Raw genomic sequence first — 16,992 nt, forward strand, 5'->3', positions numbered from 1 at the left:
CTTAAGACACCCCGCTCGGAACTTTTTTACTGTAATCAATTAAGTATTCCAATCGTTTCAATGCGGCACCCGACTCGATGCTTTCCCTTGCCTTCTCAATTCCATCCTGAATTGAGTTAACTTTTCCGCTCGCAAAAATTCCCAGTCCGGCATTCAGCAAAACCGTATCATAATAAGCACTCTTTTTCCCCTTTAGTACGCTCAATAAAATGTCTGCATTCTCCTGTGCAGTTCCCCCACGAATCTCTTCCTTTGCATAGGTTGGCAAATTGACATCGTCCGGTGACAACGTAAAGGAAGTGATTTCTCCATTGTTTAAAAAAACAAGATGATTATCACCGGCAAGGGTTGCTTCATCGAGATTGCCGGCCCCATTAATCACGACCGCTCTCTTTCTGCCTAATCGATTCAATGCTGTTGCCAACATTTTCAAAAATGTTTTGTCATAAACACCAAGTAATTGAGCGTTCAAATGAACCGGGTTTGTTAAAGGTCCGATAATATTGAAAACCGTGCGGATACCAAGTTCCCTTCTTACTTTTGTAAATGGTTTTAATGACGAATGAACATTGGGTGCAAATAAGAAAGCAATGTTATTTTCCTGCAATAATTCTTCAACATGTTCTTTTGAAAGGGTTAAGGAAACTCCTAAGGCTTCCAGCACATCGGCACTGCCTGATTTACTTGTGATGCTGCGGTTTCCGTGTTTGGCAACCTTGATCCCGGCTCCGGCAATGACAAATGCCGACGTGGTACTAATATTGAAACTGAAAGATTTATCGCCACCTGTACCACAATTATCGATTGCGTCGGTAATGACAGGTATTTTAAAAGTAGACTTTGCTAAAATGACATCAACGATTCCGGCAATTTCCTCAGCCGTCTCTCCTTTTGCCTGCATGGCGGTCAGTAAGGCAGCTATTTCCGAATCGGTCGCTTTTTCCAGACAGTATTCCGTTACTTCTTTCATTTCTTCAAAAGTTAAATCTTCACCGCTGATCAACTTCTCCAAATAAGCTTTCATCTTATAATCTCCTCTCTTGTTTTTTGTAAAAAGTTACGAATCATTTGTTTGCCCACTTCTGTACCAATCGATTCCGGATGAAACTGGATTCCGTAAGTTGGAAAATGTCGATGTTGAACAGCCATGATTTCATGATCATCAATGGATTTGGCAACAATCTCCAGTGAGTCCGGGATAACTTGTTCATCAATGACAAGAGAATGGTAGCGCATGACTTCCACCGGCTCCGGCAAATCCGTAAATACCCCTTGACCATTATGAGATATAAAAGAAGTTTTTCCATGCTTAATTTCCTTGGCCTGCCTTAATTTGCCCCCTAATGCCACGGCAATTGTTTGGTGTCCTAAACAAACACCTAAAATCGGGACAGATTGGTAAAAACGTTGCACTGTTTCGATACAAATTCCCGCTTCTTCAGGCGTACCGGGTCCGGGAGAAATAATAATCGCTTCCGGTTTCAATGCAGCTATTTCCTCCATTGAAATTTGATCATTACGAACTACTTTTATATTCACTTTTTGCTCGGAAAAATATTGATATAAGTTATATGTGAAAGAATCATAGTTATCAATCAATAAGTACATTTCCAGCCACCTCCATTAATGATTTGGCTTTATTCATCGTTTCCCTATATTCCGTTTCCGGGTCCGAGTCATAAACAATACCCGCTCCGGCTTGTAAATGCGCCTTCCCATCCTTGACAACGAGCGAACGAATGGCCAGGGCAATATTCATATCGAAATTAAAATTGATAAACCCAATCCCGCCGGCATATACGCCTCGTTTTTTGTTCTCGAGCTCATTAATAATTTGCATGGCTCTGATTTTCGGTGCCCCGGAAACCGTTCCTGCCGGCAGACACGAAATTAAAGCGTCAATACTGGTAAATTCTTCTCTTAGCTTACCTTTTACTTCTGAAACAATATGCATCACATGTTGATATTTTTCAATTTTCATATAGGTTGGCAATTCAATCGTACCTATTTCGGAAACACGCCCCAGATCATTCCTGCTTAAATCGACCAGCATTCGATGTTCGGCCAGTTCTTTTTCATCTGTCAACAGTTCTTGGACAAGCCGGCCATCATCTTCTTCGGTATTTCCGCGTGGACGTGTTCCGGCAATCGGATTGGTAATAATGGTCCTCCCTTTTGTCTGTACTAAGCTTTCCGGAGACGCACCAAGAACAATATAATCTTCAAAATCGATAAAAAACATATACGGGGACGGATTGGCTTCTCTCAATCTTTGATACAAGTGAAACGGGTTTTGTCTCAACTCGGCGGTAAACCTATGTGACAAAACGATCTGAAAAATATCACCTTTACGTATATACTCCTTGGCTATTTCTACATTTCTCTTAAACTGTTCCGCTGTTGTATCAGGGGAAAATTGGATTGGCTCCATTACCGGAACCTTCTCCTGGAACGGATTCACTAAAACGGCTTGGAGTTGCTGTAATCGTTCATTTAATCGCTCTTCCGGTTCATTATCCGGGTTCATCACGATTAAATAAATCACTTGATTTCTATGATCAACGACAATCGTATTTTTAAAAACCATCAGATGAATATCCGGCATTTCAATATCATCCGGTAGATCTTCTCCAATATTCTCATACTGCCGAATGGTATCATAACTAATGAAACCAATTGCCCCTCCGTAATAAGGAAGCGGGAGATTTACATCGATTTTCGGTAATTGTTTTTTGATGACCGTTAGGGTATTTTCTGTTAATTTTTCTGAACGACCGGTCTCATGATTCATCATAGTTGTTTCATTTCCTGTACCGATAAATTCCAAATATGGATCTTCCCCAAGAAACGAATATTTGCCTTTTTCTTCGTGCTGAAAGGTGCTTTCCAAGAGAAACTTTTTCTTCCCGGTCAAACGGAGATAGATATCCGTTGGCGTAAATGTTGAATTTTTTATTCGTTTAAATTTATAAAGCGGTGTTTCTCCCATCATTTTTTCTCCCTTCTTTTTCAAAAATAAAAAGCCCCCTGCAAACACAAACGACTTGTGTCTGCAGAGGGCGATTAATTACCGCGGTGCCACCTCTGTTGAAAAGCATTGAATACTTTTCATCTTTTTCGGATACGGGATGAAAATACATGCAATATATTCATCTGATATCCTATCCGTGTAACGCCGGAAAAACGGGTTTACCTACTTAACATCAGGGAAAATTCGATCTAACTTGCGAATCCACATCCCGTCTTTGTTGTTCAGCCCACCTCTCGTAAGGCCATTCAGCAACTATCCACGTACCGGAATCCCACCAACACCGGCTCTCTTCAACGCTTCAAAACCGCCTACTCTTCTTACTCATCGATTTATTCATGTTCTGTTTTTTCTTTACAAAATGCAAAAAGTCCCTCAATCCGTAAAGGACGAGGGACCGCGGTACCACCTTTATTAGCTGTAACAGCTCACTTTAGCGTTTAAGTAATATACTTAAACTGTCTCAGATAACGACGAGACAATGTCGCCAAAGCCTACTGCGAAATTTTGGTTCGGTTTGGATGCTCAGAAGCCCATTCTTCTATCCGATCACACCGGTTCGCACCATCCACCGGCTCTCTTTTTGTGTCAAAATAGAATACTCTTCTTCTTCATCGCCTAAAAATTTTCGATTTATTGAAATTAATAATAAAACAATTCAAATCATATGTCAACAACAAATTTTCTTATTCATTTGTTTGTTGAAAAAACGCCAAGCGCATCCTGTTTTGTTCATTGTAAAATGGATTTCATTAATTTGTTTTTGGAATAAAACCTTTTTCAAGTAAATAGTGAATCACGGTTTGAACAGACTCGGCCAATGACAGTTTTTCTGTATCGATGATTAATTCCGGGTTTACCGGTTCTTCATACGGTGCATCAATGCCCGTAAATTCCTTAATTTCACCGGCACGGGCTTTTTTATACAGCCCTTTTGGATCGCGATTTTCACAAGTTTCCAAGCTGCATTTTACATAAACTTCGATAAATTCCGCTTCACCAATAATCTCTCTTGCTTTGTCCCGATCTTTTTGGTAAGGAGATATAAAGGCTGTCAATGTAATTAATCCGGCATCAACCATTAATTTTGCTACTTCTCCAATCCGGCGAATATTCTCTGCCCGATCCTCGGGACTAAAACCTAAATCTTTGTTTAAGCCAAACCGAATATTATCTCCATCTAAGCGATAAGTGTGGACGCCCAGTTGGTGAAGTTCCTTTTCCACGGCAACGGTAAGTGTGGACTTTCCTGAACCGGATAAACCGGTAAACCAAACAGCGGCACTTTTATGTTTTTTTAATATTTGGCGGTCTTCCTTCGTCACTTTTGAATCATGCCAAACAATATTCGTTGCATTTCCCATTCCATTTCCCCCAAATTCTAATTGTTACCGTTGACTTATTTGAGTAAAAGAAGCAAATCTGTTCTCCTGCGGGGCACTTGGTCCACAGGATGAAGGTAGACATGAGTAGTAACAGGACGACTTTAGTTTTAGCCGGCCGGTTTAAACATCGCAAATAGGTTTGCCATGCGCTTTTTTTCCTTCAATCAGTTTGTTGCATATCCTTTTCTTAATACTTCAGCAACTTCCGGACGCGAAAATTCCTTAGGCAAGTCTTCCCCATTGCGAAGTTTTTCCCGCACCTTTGTGCCACTCAAATGAACATGTGCGGACCTGTCATGAGGGCAAGTTTTTGCTGTCGCCATATTCCCGCATTTTGTGCAATAAAAAGCATGCTCGAATTTTAAAATTTGGATTTCTAATTCATCCTCATATTTGGAAATTAATTCTTGCGCCTCATATGTTCCATAATAGTCACCGACACCGGCATGATCACGTCCGACAATAAAATGCGTGCACCCGTAATTTTTCCGGACAATTGCATGCAAAATGGCTTCTTTCGGTCCGGCGTAACGCATAGCGGCAGGATAAATCACGAGCCTGGCTCGATCTTTAGGAAAATAGTTTTTCAAAATAACTTGATAACTTTCCATTCTTATATCAGCCGGAACATCATCGGATTTTGTTTCACCGATGAGCGGGTTGAGTAACAAACCATCGACAGATTCCAAGGCACATTTTTGAATATATTCATGGGCCCGGTGAACGGGATTTCTCGTTTGAAAACCGACGATTGTTTTCCAGCCCAAGTCGGCAAATAATTTTCTTGTTTCAGCCGGTTCGAAATAGAAATCTTCAAATTGGCCGTGGTCGATCCGGTTTAATAAATAGACCGGGCCGGCAAAATAAACATCACCTCTTTCAAATAATTTTTTCACACCCGGGTGGTTTAGGTCGGTCGTCCCGTAAACAAGTTGTGCTTCTTTTTCTTTATCAGGATAATATTTTTCCTCCAACCGTAGAATTCCATAGACAATACCATCTTCCCCTTTAAGGGCTATCTCTTTACCAATATCATATAGATCCGCATCATCGTTGGACACGGGGAGAGTAATGGGAATACTCCAAAGCGTACCATCACTAAGGCGCATTTCCTCTATCACCCGTAAATAATCCTTTTCCCCCATGAAACCGGTAAGCGGGCTAAAACCGCCAATCGCGATCAATTCTAAATCTGATAAACTCCAACGATCCAATTTTAATGATTTTAACGATTTTACTATATTTAAATAAAACTCTCTTTCCTGACCCGACAAAACTCGCTGAACCAGTTTTCCACCATGGGCCGGAATTCCTTTTTGTTCTTCCTTCATTGTAACAGCCATTAATACCCCTCCCGTAAAATCAACAAAAACCTTTTATAACTGGATTTTTGCTCCATGTAAGGCACTTCTTGGCACAACGTCATCCCCGAATAAAGGATAATGATTGAACGGTTTCGTAAACACGATCCTTTAATGCTTCCTTTATGTTTGGATGGCTTCCAAGTTGCTTTGTTAATATAATTTGCTTTTTTACATCTTTATGCGTAACGATGGTCTTTTGCAAGTCGTTCATTAAAAATCCGGTAAACCATAAATAAGGAACAACCCATACTTGTGAATAGTTACCTTTTAATGACAATGCAAATTCCTCTGCAAAAGACGGTTTACAAGCTGCCAAAAAACAATAGTTTACATTGTTAAAATGGATTTTTTCGCTCAATATTTTTGCTAGCCTTTCAATATCTACTTTCGTTTCCGGATAAGTACTGCCTCTTCCAACCAACAGGATTTTTGCCTGATGATTGATTGGTACACCTGTTTCGTTAATCCGGTCTACTAAAATATCAATTAACCGATCTTGGACACCAAGGGGTTTCCCGTATGCAAAAGATATATTCGGATATTGTTCTTTGTTTGCTTCGAGCTTTTTAGGTATATCAATATAGTAATGGCCGGCACTTAATAGCAACACAGGAATGACAGCGATTTTCGTTACACCTTTTTCAATGAGTTTGGCAATCCCTTGGTCAATATCAGGCTGAGCCAATTCTAAAAAACAACATTCCTGAAACGAAACATCGACCTCATTCATCACCGAAGCAATAAAATCCTGAACTTCCGCTATTGCAGCTAAATCACGACTCCCGTGACAAACATATAAAATTCCCAGCATACACTTTCTCCTCACTAACCGAGTGCCGCCTGAATTGGAAATGCTTGTTGAACCGCATTCCATTCAAACCACTGAATGGTTTCCCTTAACCGGACCACTTCACCAATGACAATCATTGCCGGATTTTGAATATGTTTTGCCTTCTCGATTATATTTTCCAGCGTTCCTGTTACGGTTTCTTGTTTTGTCGTTGTTCCGCAATGGATGATGGCGATTGGTGTGGATGGATTTTTTCCATAGCGAATTAGTCGTTCACAAATACTCGGTAATTGTTTCACACCCATATAGACACAAATTGTGTCCGTTCCCTGTGCCAAATATCGCCAATATTGTTCCGTATCGGCCCCTTCTTTTCTGACACCGGAAATAAAAGTAACCGAGGAACTGTAATCTCGATGGGTTAAGGGAATTCCTGCATAGGCGGGGACAGCAGAACCGGCAGTAATCCCCGGAACAATTTCAAATGGGATCCCGCATTTCCTTAACGCTTCTGCTTCTTCGGCTCCGCGTCCAAAAATAAAAGGATCTCCACCTTTTAATCTCGCAACAACTTTTCCTTGAGCAGCAAACTTACATAATAAGCTATTTATTTTTTCCTGTGATAACGTATGCTGGTTCGGGCTTTTCCCGCAATAAATTAATTTGGCATCTTTTTTAGCATATGCAAGTAATTCTTGGTTAGCTAAACGATCATAAAGGATTACATCTGAATGTTGGATAATTTTTAAACCCTTAACAGTAATTAATTCAGGATCACCCGGTCCCGCTCCGACTAAATAAACTTTCCCCATCGTTCCACCTCATTCTTTCTTTGTTGGCATCCGCTAACTTTTTATAGACCTTTTAAGGCTGATAAAAATTGTCGTATTCGCTGATTTTCAAGTGATGAAATATCCACTTATCAATGAAGAAATTAACAATATATTTTTTCGTTTAGTGCATGTGTTTTATATGTTTTTGACCGTTTTCGAACCATGAAAATCTAATCCGGAATGAACTTCTTCCACATAACCGGTTCGAATGACAAAATCACCAAACCGCTCTCCTTCTTTTCGTTCTTTTGCATAGTGCAGGAAAATTGGATATAAAGCTTCTAAAATTTCCTTTTCCCCAATATTTTCTTTGTATAATTTATTTAAACGATTGCCGGCAAAACCGCCACCCAGATACAAGTTGTATTTTCCGGGTGCTTTCCCGATAAATCCGATTTCTGCCAAAGCCGGTCTTGAGCAGCCGTTTGGACAGCCTGACATTCGAATGACTATTTCATTCTGTTTGAGCCCGACTTCTTTTGTAATGGCTTCAATCTTTTTGAGCAGAGTCGGAAAATACCGTTCAGACTCGGCCATCGCCAATCCGCAAGTTGGGAAACCGACGCAACTCATGGAATTTTGCCATAAAGGAGATGCATATGTTCCGCCAGCTAAATGATATTGTTCTACCAGTTTCTCAATTTCTTTTTTCTTTTTTGCTGTTATATTAGCAATAATGACATTTTGATTCGGGGTTAATCGAAATTCACCGGTATGGATTTTGGCAATTTCTCTTAATCCGGTGAGAAATTGGGTCTCTTCATCGTCTTTTACCCGGCCACTTGGAATAAATAACGTTAAATGCCATTTCTTATTTCCTTTTACCCAGCCAAATTGATCTCCAGTATGGGTAAAATGGAATGGTCTTGCCTCTTCTAATTCCCAACCTAACCGATTTTGTAACTCGGTTTTAAACCATTCAATGCCTCTGGAATCAATCGTATATTTGAGACGGGCATTTTTCCGGTTGGAACGATTTCCATAATCACGTTGAACCAAAACAACTTTTTCGGCTACATCGACCACTTTATCCGTTGGGCAGAAACCGATCACACGGGCAATTTGCGGATACGTACGATAATCGCCGTGGGTCATCCCCATCCCGCCACCAACCGCAACATTGAATCCTTTTAGTTCACCATCTTCTTCAATCGCAATAAAGCCTAAATCTTGGGAGTAAATGTCTACATCATTGGAAGGCGGAACCGCAATCCCAATTTTAAATTTTCGCGGTAAATACGTAGGTCCATAAATCGGTTCAATTTCTTGACCAACGCTTGTGTCGATTACTTTTTCTCCGTCCAACCAAATTTCATGATAGGCAGGTGTTTGCGGCAGTAGATGGTCACTTATTTTTTTTGCCGCTTCATAAACCTCGTAATGAACATCCGATAAATTTGGATTCGGAGTACACATAACATTCCGATTTACATCACCACATGCGGCAAGTGTTGTAAAAAGTGCCTCATTGATTTCTTTCATTGTTTGTTTTAAGTTCCATTTCAAGACACCATGCAATTGGAACGTTTGTCTTGTCGTCAGTTTCAAAGTTCCATTCGCATAAGTAGTTGCAAGTCGATCCATTTCCAACCATTGCTTTGGGGTTGCCAGTCCCCCGGGCATCCGCACACGAATCATGAACTGATAGTCCGGTTCCAATTTTTTTCGGCGGCGTTCATCTCTCACATCGCGGTCGTCTTGTTGATAGCTTCCATGAAATTTTAATAATTGATTATCATCGGGCGAAATGGCTCCGGTGATCGGGTCCTTTAATCCTTCCGCAATTGTCCCTCGCAAATAATTACTCTCCCGTTTAATCCGCTCATTATCACTAAGTTTTGTTTTATTTTGTTCCATGCTATGTCGCCTCCCCTGTTTTAGTAAACATCTCGCTGGTAACGCTTTTGTTTTCGCATTTGATCGAGATAAACAGCGGCTTGTTCACTAGTCAAACCACCCTCTTTTTCTAAAATCGTCAGGATCGTTTGATGAACATCGCGAGCCATATGCTTTTCATCTCCACACACATAAACAACAGCCCCCTCTTCCAGCCATTGATAAAATTCTTTCCTTTTTTCAAGCATTCGGTGTTGGACATAAACTTTTTCCGCCTGATCCCGCGAAAAAGCAACATCCATTTTCGTTAACACCCCATTTTTTAACCATTTTTGCCATTCAACTTGATATAAGAAGTCTGAGGAGAAATGTTGATCACCAAAAAATAACCAACTTTTCCCTGTAATTCCTTCTGCTTCACGCTCTTGCAAAAATGCCCGAAATGGTGCCACACCTGTTCCCGGCCCGATCATAATAATTGGTGTATCCGGGTTACTTGGCAGTTTAAAGTTTGGATTTTGATCCACATAGATTGGCAACATATCGCCAGGTTGAATCCGCTCGGCAATTTGAGAGGAACATACACCTTTTCGATTGCGACCATGGGCTTGGAAACGGACGGTACTGATGGTGAGATGTACTTCATCCGGAGTTGCTTTTAAGCTGCTGGCAATGGAATACTGGCGCGCCGGCAATTTTCTTAGAATATGAATAAAATCAACGGGTTTAAGTTGTACCGGTCGAAAATCCCGGACAAAATCAAGTAAATCCCGACCATCTAAATAAGCTTTTACTTTTTCTTCATTGCCCGGTGCTGCAAGTTTCTTTAACTCTTCATTATGAAACAGTTCAGCTGCCGCCTGAATAAATGATTTCGTTAGTCTAGTAATCTCAAATTTGGAGAGCAAGGCTTTTCGCAATGAATAAATATCACCTTCCTCGTTAATTTGCACCGATTCTTCCGGGTTCCATCCGAGTTCATTGATTAAACTGTCAACAAGTTCCGGATCATTTTCCGGTAAGATGGCTAAACTGTCTCCCGGCTCAAAAGTCAGACCGGAATCTTCCAACGATAACACAAGGTGGCGGGTTTCTTTATTCGAACCACGACCATTTAAACTAATATTTTCAAGTACTTCAGCCGGATAAGGATTCTTTTTCGAATAAACCGACTGTTTTTCCTCCAACAGAGTAGCCGCCGCTTGCTTTTCCGAAACAGATATGGCCGATGCATTTGCATTGCTTGTTTCATGTAAGACGGCAACTACTCCGCTCATCCATTGTTCTGCCGGATCCTCAAAATCAACATCACAATCAACCCTTGGATAGAGCCGTTCTCCTCCTAATTCTTCCAAACGTTTGTCAAAGTCCTTCCCGGTTTGACAGAAAAATTCGTATGACTCGTCACCTAATGCAAGCACAGAAAATCGGACATTTTCTAATTTTGGTGCCCGCTTACTATGTAAAAATTCATAAAAAGACCGGGCATTTTCCGGGGGCTCCCCTTCCCCATGGGTACTCGTGATGATTAATAAATCTTGAACTTTCTTCAAATTTTGCGGTTTAAAGTCGTCCATCGAAAATGATTGCACCGGTAATTGTTTTGCTTGTAATTTTTCAACAATCGTACTTGCCAACGATTGCCCATTGCCCGTTTCAGAACCAAACAGTACGGTTACTTCACGAGTTTGAATGGATTGTTCCATTTTCGGGGCAGCTGTTTGATCAACTTGCACGCTTTGTTCATGCCCGGCAATGAACGGGAAGGACAGGAACCCGCACAACCATATTTTTTGTGCTTCGGTTAATGTCGGGATTAACCTGTTCAAATATTCTCGTTGTTCTTCATTAAATGGGCTGTTATTCACGTTAAATTGCAAAACGTTTCACCTCATCATTTCTTATGTTACAATCTATAAAACAGTATTCATATTAAAATAGTATGTTTTTAAATTATGATTATCCAACTTTGCGACAAATGAACCGGGTCTTTATTTGGATTTTTCAATTTTGCAACAAATCCAATCGGTCCTCCATTCGGTTCCCCATTTTGTTTCAAAGAACCGGATCTTTAATTCTGGTTTCCCAATTTTCCAACAAATTAATTTAGTCCCAATTTGATTCCCATTTTGTTTCAATGAACCGGTCCTCAATTCGCCGGGGTATGTAGACCGCATTCTATTTTATTAAAACCGGCCCATCTTCCGGCACGTTGATTATTTGGATCTGTAACCGGCAATGTGCACGGCTCACAACCAATGCTCGGGTATCCTTGATCATGTAAAATATTATATGGCAACTCATTTTGACGGATATATGACCAAACATCTTCCCAAGTCCAGTATATTAATGGACAAATTTTAATAGATTTAAATCTTTCGTCCTTATTGACAAAATCTGTATTCTTTCTGCTTGGAGACTGTTCCCTGCGAAGTCCGGAAATCCAAGCCGGGACTCCATACAAAACTTCTTCCAACGGCCTTATTTTTCGCAAAAAACAACATAAATCAGGCTCTGTTTTCCACAACTCCTGTCCGTACTTTTTTGCTTGTTCCTCCAAAGTCAGCTTCGGTTTTTTTAGTTGAATATTTAAACTCGGGTATTTGATTTTTACTTTTTCAATCAATTCATATGTTTCCTTAAAATGAACGCCGGTATCGAGAAAAACAATCGTTGCTTCCGGTTGAACTTTTGCAATCAGATCCACTAAGACAATTCCCTCTGCCCCAAAGCTACAGGCGTAAACAACGGAATTTCCATATGTCTCATATGCCCATTGTAAAACAGGCAACGCCCCTTTTGTTTCATCTGTAAACCGTTGATTCTTGAAAGGATCATCTGTAAAGTTATCATATAAAATCCGCTGTTCAATCATCATTTCACCCCTAAAAAAATCCCTTCTTCATTTTGATAAATAAGAAGGGATAGATTTAATCATATTCCTTCTTATCTTCCAGACATTTGTCTGCAGGAGTTGGCACAGTGTTTTTAAACCTGTTGCCGAGGTTTCTTCGGGCCGGTCCCTCCACCTCTCTTGATAAGAATATCATCTTTTCCTATAATTTTAGTATGAATTAAGTTTAAACTGTGTTATTTTAAAAGTCAATAAGTTTTTTGAAAATATGACCTATTTCCCTTTTTGACTCTTTTCTATATAGGCTAAGTACTTGCCGACAACGTCCATATCATAACATTTATACAAAACTCTTGAACCGACCACATCTTCTATTTCATTAAATAAAAAACGTCCCTCTTCATCTAAAATAAAATCAATCCCGACAAAATCAAACTGTGCAAGTTGTGCGATTTTCTTAACCAATCTCTTTTCATCGTCACTCAGTGAATACGGTTCAACCTTCCCACCTAAAGAAAAATTTGCTTTAAAGCTTTTTTCGGAATATCTTTTGACAGCTGCCAAAATTTCGTTTCCCATAACAAACACACGAATGTCAACGCCGGGATTTGTACAAACTTCCTGCAAAATAAACTCGTCACCGGAAAATGCGGCTAGTTTTTCTGTCAATTCCTTTTCGTTAGCAATGAAAAATACTTCTCTTCCTCCGTGTCCGGCAACTGATTTTAAAATGAGCGGAAAATCACCGTCAAACTGCTCAACACAAAAATCATGCCGGTTTCCAATCCAAGTTTTCACAGATTTAATGCCATGTGAGTTGATAAATTGATGGGTTTTCCCTTTATGATTACAAATTTCTGTTATAAAAGCCGAATTAAACACTCGGCACCCCATCTTTTCAAAATGCGTTGCAATGATACTATTCCGGCTCCGATTAATAACAAAATCCGGTGTCGCTAATCGCTTTCTTCTAGCTGCTGCGTAAAATTGTTCATCAATTCCAAGGAAAAGTTCATCCGTCAAAACAAGGTCAATCGTTAACCCCTGTTCCTGTGCCCTTGCGACGAATTGATCCGCAAACCATTGATTTTTCTTATAATCTTCCCGTCCGTAAATCAGTAAACCACTATGCATAACCAATTCTCTCCAATATGTAATCAAAAATATATTCCGACACGTCGATACCGGTGCAATCAAACACATTTTTTATATGGGCATTGGAATTCACTTCACAGATTATCGGTTCATCATTATCACCAAATAAAAGATCAACACCGGAAAAATCCGCTCCCACCGCTTGTGATGCCTTTATGGCCAACTCCTTAAAAGCTTGCGGGGGATCGAACTTTTGCATCATCCCGCCATTTGTTACATTCGCACGAAAATCTTTTTCATTTAGTCTGAGCATGGAAGCTACAACTTGATCCCCAACCACATACAACCGGGCATCTTTTCCGGTACTGGATGAAATAAATTGTTGGTAAAGGTGAGGCCGGTATAGCAGCTGGTGCCTTTTGACGACCAATTCTTCCCGGTTTTTCACTAAATAAACTTGATCCCCAAACGAACCGTATGCTTCCTTTATAACAATCGGATAATCAAATTCCTTTTCCACTCGATCAATAAATTGGTCATTTGGATCTATCGTACCGGGAAACATCATTGGTGAAAATAACGTTTTCGGCATTCGTATTCGTTTATTTGCCAATGTTTGAAATGTAGCGATTTTATCATCACATATTTCAATGGCATTTGCATTATTAAAAAGTTGATAACCTAATCCTTCCAATTGTTTGGCCAGTCGGATATCTTTATCTAAAAATAGGATAAAATCAGGCTGAAACAAACCATCCTTTTTTACATGCAAAGAATTATCCAGGACAAAACTATATATCTCGTTGTTTTTAACCGGTTGTAATTCGATTCCTTTTTTTGCTGCTGCGGATATATACATGTGGTTGATTTCCAAAAATTTTTTAGAAATTAAACCACCGTTGTATATTAACCAACCTTTTTTATTCATAAATACATCACCTTATCTGTTCAAGCCATCTGAAATCATTATATAGAAAAAATACCACAAAGTAATCCGCAAATTTTTACTTGATCGGATGAGCGGATATTTTTTAAAAATATTGACATATATAAATTCAAAACCTATAATCATAAATAACCTGTAACTAATCCTCTGCTGTTGGATCAGTGGAGGTTTATTTTTTAAACGGAATGAAGAGTGAGGGAGAGAATCAGTGAAAAAAAGAATATTGGATTTGCAACCTTATAAGCCGGGGAAATCACCCGAAGATATAAAACGAGAATATAATATTGATAAAGTCATTAAATTGGCTTCAAATGAAAATCCATATGGTTGCTCGCCTCATGTGGAAACTACTGTTTTAAGTTCACTTCATGATACAGCCACCTATCCGGACGGTTATGCAACAGAGCTTAGGAAAAAGGTTTCCGATCATTTACATGTTGATGAAAATCAGTTGTTATTTGGAAGCGGGCTTGATGAAGTTATTCAAATCATCAGCCGTGTTCTTTTATGTGAAGGGGACAATATAATAACAGCCAATGAAACCTTTCCCCAGTACAAACATCATGCGATCATTGAAGGTGCGCAAGTTCGGGAAATCCCACTAGATAACGGTTCTTTCGATTTGGACGGAATGTTTCAAGCGATTGATGATCGTACAAAAATCGTATGGATTTGCAACCCGAATAACCCGAGCGGAACTTATTTAAATGAAGAAACACTGGTGGGGTTTCTGGAAAAAGTTCCCCCGGAAATTGTGGTCGTCCTTGATGAAGCATACTATGAATATGTAACAGCCGATGATTATCCAAATTCTATCCCTTTATTAGCGCATTTTAATCATTTAATCGTTTTACGGACATTTTCGAAAGCTTACGGTCTGGCCGCCTTCCGAATTGGCTATGCAGTCGGCAATGCTCAATTAATTGAAAAAATCAATATTGCCCGGCTCCCGTTCAATACTTCAACATTTGCTCAACAGGCAGCCCTCGCCGCACTTGAAGACCAAGACTTTGTCAAAAAATGTGTCCGGAAAAACGCTGAATGTCTGAGAGATTTTGAACAAACTTTACAGAGACTGAATGTTGAATATTACCCGTCCCAAGCTAACTTTATCTTTGTTCGAATGGCTTCACCAATGGAACTGTTCAACTTTTTCTTGAAAAAAGGTTATATTGTCCGTCCGTTTCCAAACGGGGTTCGAATCACCATAGGGACAAAAGAGCAAAACAAAGAAGTTTTAGCCGCCCTTGAAGATTATGTGAAAGGCCATGTTTTCAACTAGAAAACGAATTTTTGCAATCATATTTTTTGATATAACCGTGCTGCTGATTGGACGATCATTGTATGTCGAGGTTTCCTATTTAACTGTTGAAATTCATTAATATAAATGGACAACCTTATGAATTTTCAGGAAAATTTCGTTTAAGTAGCATCCACCTCCATACTGTAATAAAATGTGTTTATGAGAATACTGCGGAGGTGAGGCCATGGATCCGGTTGAAATTATGTTACATGAAAACCGTGTTGTTCCCTATTACCGTCCCGTCATTAGTGCCGAAACACAATTGGTGGTTGGTTACGAAATTGAAGCATTTTTTCATGAAGAGGATGGTACCGTACAAAGTATTGACTGGTTTTTCAAAGATTTGTCCATTCCTGATGAATTTCGTCTGGAACTAAGTCGCCTTTTACTGGAAAAAGCGATCGAATATCAAATGAAAACAGATCCTTCCATGTACATATTTTTCAATTATGATACGAACTTGCTTATGAAAGATCGAGGCGAATGTTTAGAAAAATTTCTAGACATATATACAAAAAAAGGATTCGATATAAATAAACTAATCATCCAGTTAAAGGAAGAGTTTAAAACAGAAGAAATGGATTCAGTCCGAATTTTGTTCAACTATTTTAAATCAATAGGCATTCGAATCGCTCTTGATGATATCGGTGAACGGAGCGGCAGTTTTGATCGCTTAGCATATTTGAAACCCAGTGTGGTAAAAATTGATGTTGGATTTTTAAAAGATAATGATTCGCCGCATCTATACAGAGATGTACACCATTCACTTTCATTATTATCCCAAAAAATCGGGGCAACTTTAATGTTCAAAAATATATCTACTTACCATCAATTAAATCATGCTTGGCGTAATGGGGGTCGATTTTATCAAGGCAATTACTTAATCAGAAGCGGACAAGAGTATGTTCCCATTGATTGCTGTCAAGAAAAAATGAAAAAAGACTTCCAGTTATTTGTTAATTATGAGCGAAAAAAAATTAAGGCGCAAATGACGTTAACAAATGCAATCAATCAACAATTAAAATCAATTTTAACGTCTATTCATTCGGATGATCCGCTTGATGAAACGATCTTGAAAATCGGAAAGGCATGCTCCGATTATGCATTTCGTGTGTATATATGTAATGAAGAGGGTTTGCAACTTTCCGCCAATGCTGAGAAAGATAATGACGGCAATTGGAGTTTAAAAGAGGAAATCCGTAATAAAAACTGGAGCTGGCGACCGTATTTTTTTGAAAATATCGCCCGGATGAACATAGAGAAAAAAGGCATTTTATCCGATTTATATACAGATATCGAGAAAAACGAACAAATCCGGACATTTTCCTATCCAATATCCGATACACTATATGTTTTCCTTGATATTCCTTATGCCTATTTATATGAGCAAGAAGGTCTATTGTAATATGATGAAACTTGGGGCTGTCCTAAAAGTACAACTTCTATAATTTTATTGCTAAAAGAATAGGTTCGGTTGACTTTCGTTTTGGTGGCGGACGCTTTCCGCGGGCACGGCCTCAGCCGCTTCGTCGCTCGTTTCCTCGCTCCTGCAGGGTCT

General features: G+C 39.4%; 14 protein-coding genes, 1 riboswitch and 2 other annotated features. Of the genes, 2 read left to right on the forward strand and 12 right to left on the reverse strand.

Annotated features, from left to right (window positions below; genetic code table 11):
• Position 1 precedes the first annotated feature (1 nt).
• From trpD to LIZ98_RS01715, 12 genes are all read right to left on the reverse strand, one after another.
• Positions 2-1,024: an anthranilate phosphoribosyltransferase gene (gene trpD / locus LIZ98_RS01660; protein WP_034768587.1), complete on the reverse strand. Its 1,023-nt coding sequence runs from the start codon at positions 1,022-1,024 to the stop codon at positions 2-4.
• Positions 1,021-1,608 carry an anthranilate synthase component II gene (locus LIZ98_RS01665; RefSeq protein WP_041847637.1) on the reverse strand — a complete coding sequence of 196 codons (588 nt, stop codon included), beginning with the start codon at positions 1,606-1,608 and terminating at the stop codon, positions 1,021-1,023. The genes trpD and LIZ98_RS01665 overlap by 4 nt, the downstream gene beginning before the upstream one ends.
• Positions 1,592-2,989 (reverse strand): anthranilate synthase component I, encoded by a 1,398-nt coding sequence (gene trpE / locus LIZ98_RS01670; protein ID WP_227138861.1) that lies wholly within the window; start codon positions 2,987-2,989, stop codon positions 1,592-1,594. Before trpE ends, LIZ98_RS01665 begins: the two co-directional genes overlap by 17 nt.
• A 63-nt stretch (positions 2,990-3,052) precedes the next feature.
• Positions 3,053-3,365, reverse strand: a binding site (T-box leader).
• A 45-nt stretch (positions 3,366-3,410) separates the two neighbouring features.
• Positions 3,411-3,652 (reverse strand) — a binding site (T-box leader).
• 128 nt (positions 3,653-3,780) lie between these two features.
• The gene (cysC, locus tag LIZ98_RS01675) at positions 3,781-4,392 is read right to left on the reverse strand and encodes an adenylyl-sulfate kinase (protein ID WP_034768585.1); all 612 of its coding nucleotides are present in this window, start codon (positions 4,390-4,392) and stop codon (positions 3,781-3,783) included.
• A gap of 185 nt (positions 4,393-4,577) precedes the next feature.
• Entirely contained in the window at positions 4,578-5,756 is a 1,179-nt protein-coding gene (sat, locus tag LIZ98_RS01680; RefSeq protein WP_052514533.1) for a sulfate adenylyltransferase, read from the reverse strand.
• Between the two features lie 79 nt (positions 5,757-5,835).
• Positions 5,836-6,588 carry a sirohydrochlorin chelatase gene (locus tag LIZ98_RS01685; protein ID WP_227138844.1) on the reverse strand — a complete coding sequence of 251 codons (753 nt, stop codon included), beginning with the start codon at positions 6,586-6,588 and terminating at the stop codon, positions 5,836-5,838.
• Between the two features lie 14 nt (positions 6,589-6,602).
• Positions 6,603-7,379, reverse strand: a complete 777-nt coding sequence (gene cobA / locus LIZ98_RS01690) for a uroporphyrinogen-III C-methyltransferase (protein WP_227138845.1) — start codon at positions 7,377-7,379, stop codon at positions 6,603-6,605.
• Positions 7,380-7,535: 156 nt separating this feature from the next.
• Positions 7,536-9,257 (reverse strand): assimilatory sulfite reductase (NADPH) hemoprotein subunit, encoded by a 1,722-nt coding sequence (gene cysI, locus LIZ98_RS01695; protein WP_227138846.1) that lies wholly within the window; start codon positions 9,255-9,257, stop codon positions 7,536-7,538.
• A gap of 20 nt (positions 9,258-9,277) precedes the next feature.
• The gene (locus tag LIZ98_RS01700; RefSeq protein WP_227138847.1) at positions 9,278-11,116 is read right to left on the reverse strand and encodes an assimilatory sulfite reductase (NADPH) flavoprotein subunit; all 1,839 of its coding nucleotides are present in this window, start codon (positions 11,114-11,116) and stop codon (positions 9,278-9,280) included.
• A gap of 269 nt (positions 11,117-11,385) precedes the next feature.
• Positions 11,386-12,111 carry a phosphoadenylyl-sulfate reductase gene (locus LIZ98_RS01705; protein WP_227138848.1) on the reverse strand — a complete coding sequence of 242 codons (726 nt, stop codon included), beginning with the start codon at positions 12,109-12,111 and terminating at the stop codon, positions 11,386-11,388.
• Between the two features lie 68 nt (positions 12,112-12,179).
• Positions 12,180-12,280: riboswitch (SAM riboswitch) on the reverse strand.
• An 83-nt stretch (positions 12,281-12,363) separates the two neighbouring features.
• Positions 12,364-13,224 carry an ATP-grasp domain-containing protein gene (locus LIZ98_RS01710; protein WP_227138849.1) on the reverse strand — a complete coding sequence of 287 codons (861 nt, stop codon included), beginning with the start codon at positions 13,222-13,224 and terminating at the stop codon, positions 12,364-12,366.
• Positions 13,217-14,113: an ATP-grasp domain-containing protein gene (locus LIZ98_RS01715; RefSeq protein WP_227091695.1), complete on the reverse strand. Its 897-nt coding sequence runs from the start codon at positions 14,111-14,113 to the stop codon at positions 13,217-13,219. Before LIZ98_RS01715 ends, LIZ98_RS01710 begins: the two co-directional genes overlap by 8 nt.
• Positions 14,114-14,339: 226 nt before the next feature.
• On the opposite strand from LIZ98_RS01715, the gene hisC reads away from it, so the two are divergent.
• Both hisC and LIZ98_RS01725 read left to right on the forward strand, forming a co-directional pair.
• A complete protein-coding gene (hisC, locus tag LIZ98_RS01720; RefSeq protein ID WP_227091696.1) occupies positions 14,340-15,413 on the forward strand; it encodes a histidinol-phosphate transaminase in 1,074 nt (357 codons plus the stop codon).
• Between the two features lie 205 nt (positions 15,414-15,618).
• Positions 15,619-16,839 (forward strand): EAL domain-containing protein, encoded by a 1,221-nt coding sequence (locus tag LIZ98_RS01725; protein WP_095141559.1) that lies wholly within the window; start codon positions 15,619-15,621, stop codon positions 16,837-16,839.
• Positions 16,840-16,992: the final 153 nt, after the last annotated feature.

The sequence above is a fragment of the Caldibacillus sp. 210928-DFI.2.18 genome (genome assembly GCF_020554505.1).
Lineage (GTDB): Bacteria > Bacillota > Bacilli > Bacillales > Caldibacillaceae > Caldifermentibacillus > Caldifermentibacillus hisashii.